Annotated in this window: 9 protein-coding genes; 6 read left to right on the top strand and 3 right to left on the bottom strand. The window is 70.8% G+C overall.

Annotation, left to right across the window (positions count from 1 at the left end; genetic code table 11):
* The first annotated feature begins 192 nt into the window (after positions 1–192).
* The gene (locus HF886_RS18650; RefSeq protein ID WP_169622302.1) at positions 193–795 is read left to right on the top strand and encodes a hypothetical protein; all 603 of its coding nucleotides are present in this window, start codon (positions 193–195) and stop codon (positions 793–795) included.
* A gap of 21 nt (positions 796–816) precedes the next feature.
* Here HF886_RS18650 and HF886_RS18645 read toward each other — a convergent pair whose 3' ends face one another.
* The gene (locus HF886_RS18645; RefSeq protein WP_169622301.1) at positions 817–1,149 is read right to left on the bottom strand and encodes a hypothetical protein; all 333 of its coding nucleotides are present in this window, start codon (positions 1,147–1,149) and stop codon (positions 817–819) included.
* Positions 1,150–1,332: 183 nt separating this feature from the next.
* Between HF886_RS18645 and HF886_RS18640 the strand changes: the two genes are divergently transcribed.
* The 5 genes from HF886_RS18640 to HF886_RS18620 all read left to right on the top strand — a co-directional run bounded on the left by HF886_RS18640 (position 1,333) and on the right by HF886_RS18620 (position 6,358).
* Positions 1,333–1,671 (top strand): RNA polymerase-binding protein RbpA, encoded by a 339-nt coding sequence (locus tag HF886_RS18640; protein WP_169622300.1) that lies wholly within the window; start codon positions 1,333–1,335, stop codon positions 1,669–1,671.
* Positions 1,672–1,931: 260 nt separating this feature from the next.
* Positions 1,932–2,306, top strand: coding sequence for a chorismate mutase family protein (locus tag HF886_RS18635; protein WP_169622299.1), 375 nt, complete (start codon positions 1,932–1,934; stop codon positions 2,304–2,306).
* A gap of 7 nt (positions 2,307–2,313) precedes the next feature.
* Complete coding sequence (gene pabB, locus HF886_RS18630; RefSeq protein WP_169653138.1) at positions 2,314–4,437, top strand: aminodeoxychorismate synthase component I; 2,124 nt, start codon at positions 2,314–2,316, stop codon at positions 4,435–4,437.
* The gene (locus HF886_RS18625; RefSeq protein WP_346765410.1) at positions 4,434–5,360 is read left to right on the top strand and encodes a prephenate dehydrogenase dimerization domain-containing protein; all 927 of its coding nucleotides are present in this window, start codon (positions 4,434–4,436) and stop codon (positions 5,358–5,360) included. Before pabB ends, HF886_RS18625 begins: the two co-directional genes overlap by 4 nt.
* Positions 5,357–6,358, top strand: a complete 1,002-nt coding sequence (locus HF886_RS18620) for a diiron oxygenase (protein ID WP_169653137.1) — start codon at positions 5,357–5,359, stop codon at positions 6,356–6,358. The genes HF886_RS18625 and HF886_RS18620 overlap by 4 nt, the downstream gene beginning before the upstream one ends.
* Before the next feature lie 21 nt (positions 6,359–6,379).
* On the opposite strand, the gene HF886_RS18615 is transcribed toward HF886_RS18620, so the two are convergent.
* Complete coding sequence (locus HF886_RS18615; protein ID WP_169622296.1) at positions 6,380–7,159, bottom strand: polyprenol monophosphomannose synthase; 780 nt, start codon at positions 7,157–7,159, stop codon at positions 6,380–6,382.
* On the bottom strand, positions 7,159–8,736 hold the full coding sequence (lnt, locus tag HF886_RS18610) for an apolipoprotein N-acyltransferase (RefSeq protein ID WP_169653179.1): 1,578 nt from the start codon (positions 8,734–8,736) through the stop codon (positions 7,159–7,161). The genes HF886_RS18615 and lnt overlap by 1 nt, the downstream gene beginning before the upstream one ends.
* Positions 8,737–8,743 lie beyond the last annotated feature (7 nt).

Below are 8,743 nucleotides of genomic sequence, written 5' to 3'. Positions count from 1 at the left end.
CCCCCGGAGCGGCGGGGTGAATCCTTATCCTCAGGTTTTGGTACCCCCGTACGCGTCAGGAATTTTCCGCTGCCGTGCACGTCCGCGTCACGCACTCCCGCCTCACCGTGTGCCCGGGCCCCGTTGCCCGTGGATCACGCTGCTCGCCGCCTTCCCGCACGACTTCTCGCAGCCGACCCGAAGGAGCCTCAGATGCCGCGTCGCCGGACCGTCCGTATTCTCGGCGCCCTGTTCGCCACCGCACTGGCCGTCGCCCTGCCCGCGCAGGCCGCTGCCGAGCCCGCTCCGCCGGGCCTGCCCCTCGACCAGTTGCGGGCCGCTGCCGCACCCGACCCGGACGCCCTGCGCGCCGTGGACGACATGCTGGGCGCCGGAACGGGGTCGGCGCTGTTCGCGCCGCCGCCGCGCAACACTCCGCAGCCGTTCATGCAGCCCGCCCCCACTCTCGGACCCGGCTGCGGTGGCGGCCTCGTGCCGTACGCCATGACCACCGGCTGGGTGCAACCGGGCCCCAACGTGAACCCGGACGTACAGATCGGGCAGCTCAAGATCTTCGTGGCACCGACCATCCCCGTCACCCCTGCGGCCGCCGACCTCAAATTCGTCTGGCTCAACATGGAGACCTTCCGCGGCGGCATCGAGACCCTCGACGACAAGGCCGGCGGGGTGCCGCAACTGTCGAAGACGGTCAACACCGGCACCGGCCCGGTGCTGGCCAGCCTCTTCGGTTCGATCAACTACACCAACGGTGCCTTCTGCCAGGTGGTGTTCACGATCGGCGGGTTCTTCGCCTGACGCCCGGCCGGGCGGGTCCGGTCAGCGGATCCGCTCGGCGTCCCGGGCGAGGGACACCAGGTCGGTACACAACCGGCCCAGTTCCGCCGCGTCGGCGCCCTCGGCGACCGCGGTGGCCACATCTTCGGCGGCGCAGCGCACCAGATAGGCGCGGTCCGCCAGCGATTCCACCTCGGCGGCGGTGAGTACCACCGCGTCCTCGGGCAATCCCGCCTCGCGGGTGGTGTGGCGCTGCTCGTACGCGCGTTGCCGGCACGACTGCCGGCAGTACCGGCGGCGCCGGCCCGTCCCGATCTCCGGGACCGGGCGTCCGCACCACAGGCAGCTGCCCGGCGGACGGGTGCGGTCGGTCATGTCCGGACACTTTACCGACGCTGTGGAGGCGGCCGGTAATGTGGTGTATCCGGCCTCGAGGCGGGCCGCGGGAACGGAATCGGCCCCGTCGACGTTGACATGAGGTGAACGTTGATCCCGCGTGGGCGCCCGCCTGCAAGGCGGACCCACCAGCGGGTGGAGCACACAAGAGAGGACACCACCATGGCAGATCGTGTACTGCGAGGCAGCCGGCTCGGCGCGGTGAGCTACGAAACCGACCGTGACCACGATCTGGCGCCGCGGCGGATCGCGCGCTATCGCTGCGACAACGGCGAAGAGTTCGATGTTCCGTTCGCCGACGAAGCCGAGATCCCCGGCACCTGGATGTGCAAGAACGGGCTGGAAGGCACCCTCGTCGAGGGCGCGGCACCCGAGCCGAAGAAGGTCAAGCCGCCGCGCACGCACTGGGACATGCTGCTCGAACGCCGCTCCGTCGAAGAACTCGAGGTCCTGCTGCAGGAACGCCTCGATCTGATCAAGGCGAAGCGCCGCGGCGCCTGACAGGCCCGGCCAGCACCACCTCCGAATGCCGTTGCGGGAATTGTTCCCGCAACGGCATTCGCCTTTTGTCTGCGGTATCGGCCGGCACGCTTTTCCGTCCCGGACGCAATTGCATTGCCGGAGTGGCACAAATCCATCAATTGTCGGCACCCCGTTCGGCTGCGTGCAATCATGAGCGAATACCAACCGACGAGTCGGGCACCGTCGAACACTTCACGATCCGACCCCCACCCCCGGGGGCTGTACAGGGGTGAGCGCACGTGAACGACAGGCATACCGCGGCGGATACGACGACCGCACCGACACCGGAAACCGAACTCGACGCTCTGCGCACCGAACTCGACCGAGTCGACCGCGCACTGCTCGACGACGTCCGCGACCGGCTGGCGCTCTGCGCCCGCGTCGCGGAAATCAAACGGCGCCACAACATCGCGGTGCTCCAACCCGGCCGGATGCAGGCTGTGCATCGCCGAGCCCAGGACTACGCGCACCGTAATGGACTGTCCGGCGACTTCGTCGAAGCGCTCTACACCCTGCTCATCGGAGAAGCCTGCCGGCTCGAAGACGACATCGTCGCCGCCGCGGGCGCCGACACCGGTCCGCGCCCGGCGCGCTCCGGGGACCCCCAGATCTGAGGCCGCCATGTCTGCGCCGCCACCGACCCGAACCCTGCTGGTCGACAACTACGACTCGTTCACCTACAACCTCTACAGCCTGCTCTCCCGCGTCAACGGAGTTCCCCCGGTCGTGGTCACCAACGACACCGTGTGGGACGAACTGGGGCTGCACCGGTTCGACAACATCGTCGTCTCCCCCGGCCCGGGACGCCCCGACCGGCCCCGCGACTTCGGGATCAGCGACCGCATCCTCGCCGACTCCGGGCTGCCGGTCCTGGGCGTGTGCCTCGGCCACCAGGGGTTGTGCCAGCTGTTCGGCAGTGCGGTGGTGCCCGCCCCCGAGCCGGTACACGGCCGGATCAGCCGGATCGTGCACGACGGCACCGGTCTGTTCGCCGGGATCCCGTCCCCGTTCGACGCGGTCCGCTACCACTCGCTGATCGCCGAGCACGTCCCCGACCAGCTCGTCGCCACCGCCTACACCGACGACGGGCTGCTGATGGCGGTCGAGCACCGGAACCGACCGCTGTGGGGAGTGCAATTCCATCCCGAATCGATCTGCACCTGCTACGGCACCGAACTGCTCGGCAACTTCCGGGCCGCCACCCCGGCCCGGACACCGATCACCGTCAGCGCCCCGACACCGCCGGAACCGGCCCCACCCCGATATGTGCTCGACACCCGGGTCCTCGACTTCCACCCGGCGCCGCACGCCGTCTACGAAACACTCTTTGCCGACGACCCGCACAGCTTCTGGCTCGACGGCTCCGTCACCACCGAACCCGGTTCCCGGTTCACGGTGATGGGCGACGGGTCCGGCCCCCGCGCCGAGTTCGTCACCTACAGCGTCGCCGAAACCCTGGTGCGCGAATACCGTGCGGGTGCGCCCGTCGCCGAGTACCACCGCACCTTCTTCGACTACCTCGATGCGCGGCTCGCCGAACGGCGCATCACCCCCCGCGACGATCTGCCGTTCGCGTTCGCACTCGGATACGTCGGCTATCTCGGTTACGAACTCAAGGCCGACGCCGGCGGGCAACTGGTGCACACCTCCCCGATCGCGGACGCCTCGATGGTGTTCGCGGACCGTGCGGTCGTCCTCGACCACGAGGCGGGCCGCTGTTATCTCCTGGCGTTGTCGGACGAACCCGACGATCCCGCGTCCGTCGCATGGTTCGACGCCACCGCCGCGGCGCTCGCCGCGCTCGCCGACACCGATGTTCTCGCCCCGACGGCGGTGCCGTTGCTGCGTGACGAAGACGATCTGCAGATCCGGTTGCGGCACACACCGGCGCACTACCTGGAGATGATCGAGCAGTGCCAGAGCGAGATCCGCAGCGGCGAGACGTACGAGGTGTGCCTGACCAACACCGCGACCGTCGACCGGACCATCGACCCGCTGCGCACCTACCGGACACTGCGGGAGATCAGCCCCACCCCGTACAGTGCGCTGCTGGACTTCCCGGAGGTGGCGGTGCTCAGCGCTTCCCCGGAACGGTTCCTGCGGATCGGCACCGACGGCATCGTGGAGTCGAAACCGATCAAGGGCACCCGGCCCCGGGGCCGCACCGCCGCCGAGGACGCCGCACTGCGCGACGGTCTGCTCGTCAGCGAGAAGGACCGCTCCGAGAACCTGATGATCGTCGACCTGGTGCGCAACGACCTCTCCCGCGTGTGCCAACCGGGTTCGGTGCACGTGCCGAAACTCTTCGACATCGAAACCTATTCCGCCGTACACCAACTCGTCTCCACCGTGCGCGGGACCCTGCGCCCCGACGTTACCGCCGTGGACTGTGTGCGCGCCGCATTCCCCGGCGGGTCCATGACCGGCGCACCGAAACTGCGCACCATGGAGATCATCGACAAATTCGAGGACGGTCCGCGCGGGGTGTATTCCGGGGCGATCGGCTACCTGTCCCCCACCGGCACCGCCGACCTGTCGATCGTGATCCGCACGATGGTCGCCACCGACCATCAGGTCACCTTCGGTATCGGCGGCGCGATCGTCGCGCTGTCGGACCCGGACGACGAACTCGAGGAAACGCTCGTCAAATCGCTGGTGATGCGGCGCTGCCTGGCCGAGACCGACGCCGATCCCGCCGACGGCAACGCCGCACTCCGCGCCCGACCCGACGGCACCGCGCCGTGACCGCCGGCGGACCAGGCCGCGTCGTCGTGGCGGGGGGCTGCGGTGCGGTCGGCGCGATGCTCACCGCGGCCCTGTCCGGCGACGGCCACCGCGTGCTGGCGATCGACCCCGGCGCTCCGGCCCCGACGACCGGCACAGCCGGCGCCGCGGTGCTGCCCGGTGACATCGCCGCGCCCACCCCGGACGTCGCGGCGGCGGTGCGCGCGGCGCCGACGGTGATCCTCGCCGTCCCCGACGCCGTCGCCGTGGCCGCGCTGCCCGCCCTGGCCGGGTTGCTGCGCCCCGAGGCGCTGCTGGTAGAGACGTTGTCGGTGAAAACCCCGTTCGCTGCGGCGCTGGGTACCGGCCTGCCGGACCGGGAGGCGCTCGGTATCAATCCGATGTTCGCTCCGGCGCTCGGCTGGGCCGGGCGCCCCGTACTCGCGGTGCGGCACCGGGACGGCCCCGCAGTCGGGGCGTTCGTCGACGCGGTAGGCCGCTGGGGTGCGCGGGTCGTGGAGGTCGGCGCCGCCGAGCACGACCGCGCGACGGCGACCACTCAGGCGCTGACCCACGCGGTGGTTCTCGCTTTCGGCGGTGCCCTCGACCGGCTGGGACCACCGACGGCCGCGACCGCCGCTCCCCCGCCGCACGTGCTGCTGCGGGCACTGCTCGCCCGGATCGCGTCCGGCACACCGGCGGTGTATCACGAGATCCAGGTGGCCAATCCGTACGCCGCGGACGCCCGCCGCGCCCTGCGCGCCGCCCTGGACGACCTCGACGCGGCCGAGGACCCCGACCGGTTCGCGGCGCTGACCGCACGCGGCTACCGCGCCCTCGGCGACGACCGCGAGCAGTACCGGGCACTGTGCGGGGAACTGTTCGGCCTGCTCCCGTCGGACCTGCACGCACCGGACGCCGTGCGAAACGGGGTGTCGCCATGACCGATCGCGACGCCGCGAAGCTGCGGGCCCGGTTGCGGCCCCCGGAGCTTCCCGGCCACGACACCGGCGACCCGGTCGCCGCCGCGGTGATTCGCGGCCTGACCCGGTCGTGGCCGCGGCGCGCCGCGGTGAAGAAATCCGAACCCGACCTGGATGCGCTGTTCGAACCCGCGCGCGACGATTTCCCCGACACCCTGCTGCCGTTCCACACCCATCCCCGGTACCTCGCACTCGACGAGCCCGCCCGCGCGCGGCTGCGGGCGTGGGGGTGGATCGCCTACAACAAGAACGTCATCGACATCGAGCAGTACGTGGTCAATCCCGGTTTCGGGCTGATCACCTCCGACGTGTTCGGTCTCGCTCCGCCGGACACCGTGGTCGTCGGGGTGATGCAGGCGATGGTCGACGAGCAGTACCACACCCTCATGCACCAGAACGCCAATGCGCTCACCCGCCGCGGGCGTGGCTGGGCATTGCCCGACGCGGTGCTCCCCGCGTGCCGCACCCTGCGCGCACACCGCGCGGAGTTGCAGCGCGCCGTCGATCCGCGGCACGCGGCGCTGGTGCAACTGGCGTTCACCACGGTCGCCGAGACGTCGATCAGCGCGTATCTCGCGCTGTTCACCGGCGACGAGACCGTGCAACCGGTCAACCGGGCCACCGTCGCGGTCCACCGGCGCGACGAACTGTGCCACGCCACCCTCACCGGGGAATTGTTCACCACGGTGTTCACCGAACTGGACGCCGCAGACCGTGAGTTGTTGTTCGACGCGCTCGCCGCCGGGGTCGATGCCTTCACCGGCGGCGACATGACCACCTGGGCGGCGATCGTCGCGCACGAACAGGTCCCCGGCGGCCGGGAACTGATCGCGGACACCGCCGCGGCGACCGCGCACCAACCGGTGGTACAGGACTGCAGCGCGATCCGCCGCCTGTGTGCGTCCGTCGGCGCCGGCGACACGTTCGACGCGCACCGTGCCCGGCGAGGCCGGTCCTGACGTGCGCGGCTGGGCGGGCGGTCAGTTGCGCTGCAGCAGCGCCCGCACCCGCTCGTAGCGGCTGCGCAGCCCCCACAGCGTCACCCGCAGCAATGCCTCCTGCACGATGTTCCCGCTCATCTTCGACTCCCCGATCTCCCGTTCGGTGAACGTGATCGGCACCTCGGCGACGGTGAACCCCGCCTGCAGCGTCCGCCACGCCAGATCCACCTGGAAGCAGTAGCCGTGGGAGGCGATCGCGTCGAGATCGAGGGTTTCGAGCACCTCGCGCCGGTAGGCGCGGTATCCCCCGGTGATGTCGCTGACGTTCACCCCGAGCGCGAGACGCGAATAGATGTTGCCGCCGCGCGAGAGCACCTCGCGGTGCCACGGCCAGTTCACCACGGTGCCACCCGGCACGTACCGGGAGCCGAGCACCAGATCGGCGCCCGCGTCGACGCGCTCGAGCAGCAGATGCAGCTGTTCGGGGGCGTGGCTGCCGTCGGCGTCCATCTCCACCAGCACGGTGTAGTCGCGGTCCAGTCCCCATCGGAACCCGGCGATGTACGCGGCGCCGAGCCCGTTCTTCTCGGTGCGGTGCATCACGTGGATGCGGTCGTCCGCGGCGGCGAGGCCGTCGGCGATCGCACCGGTGCCGTCGGGGCTGCCGTCGTCGACGATCAGCACGTCGGTGCCGGGCAGGGCGGCGTGCAGCCGCTCGACGATCCGACCGATGTTGTCGCGCTCGTTGTACGTCGGAATGATCACCAGGGTGCGGGCGCTGGGTGCGCTGTCGTTCCCGGCCGGCGTCGCCGATGCCATCAAAGGTCCTCCCTGTCGAACCGGCCGGGGGCCGGTGCTCCTGCGGTGCCGGGCGCGGGGTCTGCTCCCGGACCGGCGTTCTGACGTCGGCTACGCACGAGGGCGAGACCGGCGGCGACCACGGCACCGACACAGAGCACGAGCTCCGGGATCGGTCCGAGCCGACTTGCCAGCGTAACGTCTGCCCGCAACGGCACCTGCGCCACCAGGGCTGCGGGCTCGAACAGCGGGGTGCGTTGCTGCACCGACCCGTCCGGATCGACGATGGCGCTGACCCCGCTGGTGGCGGCGACCACAACGGTGCGGCCGTGTTCGACCGCCCGCACCCGTGACATCGCCAGCTGCTGATACGTCATCTCGGTGTCGCCGAAGGTCGCGTTGTTGGTGGGCACCGCGAGCAGTTGCGCACCCGCGTCCACCGAATCGGAGAACGCCCGGTCGAAGGCGACCTCGTAGCAGGTCGCGACCCCGATGGTGATGCCGTCCGCGGTGACCGCCCCGTCCCCGTCGCCGGGTACGAAGTTGCCCGCCCGGTCGGCGTACTCGGAGAACAGACGGAAGAACGAGCGGTAGGGCAGATACTCCCCGAACGGCTGGATGATCCGTTTGTCGTGCTGCTCTCCGGGTCCGGCTTGCGGGTCCCACACGATCACCGAGTTGCTGGTGGTGCCGTCGTCGTTGCGCAGCACCGTGCCGACCAGGATCGGCGCCTGTACCGCTGCCGCCGCGGCCGTGATGTCGCGGGCGGCGTCGGCATTGCGCAGCGGGTCGATATCGGACGCGTTCTCCGGCCAGATCACCACATCGGGTTGCGGCACCGCGCCGGCGCGCACGTCCGCGGCCAGTTCCAGGGTCCGCGCCACGTGATTGTCGAGCACCGCTTTGCGTTGTGCGTTGAAGTCGAGGCCCAGTCGCGGCACGCTGCCCTGGATCGCCGCGACCGTCACCACCGGCGAGTCGGCGGGGTCGGTGCGCAGCAGCGGCCACACCGCCAGCGCGGCCAGGGGCGCGAGCGCCGCCCACGCCGCGGCCCGCACGGCGCCCCGCCGGTCGAGGCGGGCACCGTTGCTGCGCACGACGACCGAGACCAACGCGGCCAGACCGGTGCCGGTCAGCGCCACGGCAAACGACACGAGCGGGGCGCCGCCGAGCGCGGCGAGGGACACGAGCACCCCGTCGGGCTGCCCGAACGCGAGCCGCCCCCACGGGAATCCGCCGAAGGGTACCGACGCGCGCGCGAATTCGGTGGCGCTCCACGCTGCCGCGATCCACAGCGGCGCAGCGGGCAGGGTGCGCAGATGCACCGCCAGTGCCCCGAACAGGCCGACGAACACCGCCTCCGCGGCGGCGAGCGCCAGCCACGGCAGCGGCCCCACATAGACCCCTACCCAGGGCAGCAGCGGTACCAGGAACCCGAGTCCGGCGAGGTAGCCGTATCCGAAACCGGCGCGTCGCCGCATCGGTTGCACCGTGAGTACCGCGGTGAGCAGGGCGATGCCGACCGGTGCGAGGAACCACAGCGGTCGCGGCGGGAAGCTTGCGAACAGCAGCACTCCGGCGAGCAGCGCCGCGGCCATCCGCAGG

Source organism: Rhodococcus sp. 105337 (assembly GCF_012844225.1).
Lineage (GTDB): Bacteria > Actinomycetota > Actinomycetes > Mycobacteriales > Mycobacteriaceae > Rhodococcus.
The sequence above is the reverse complement of the archived record's forward strand: the minus strand, read 5'-3'. Positions and strand labels throughout refer to the sequence as shown.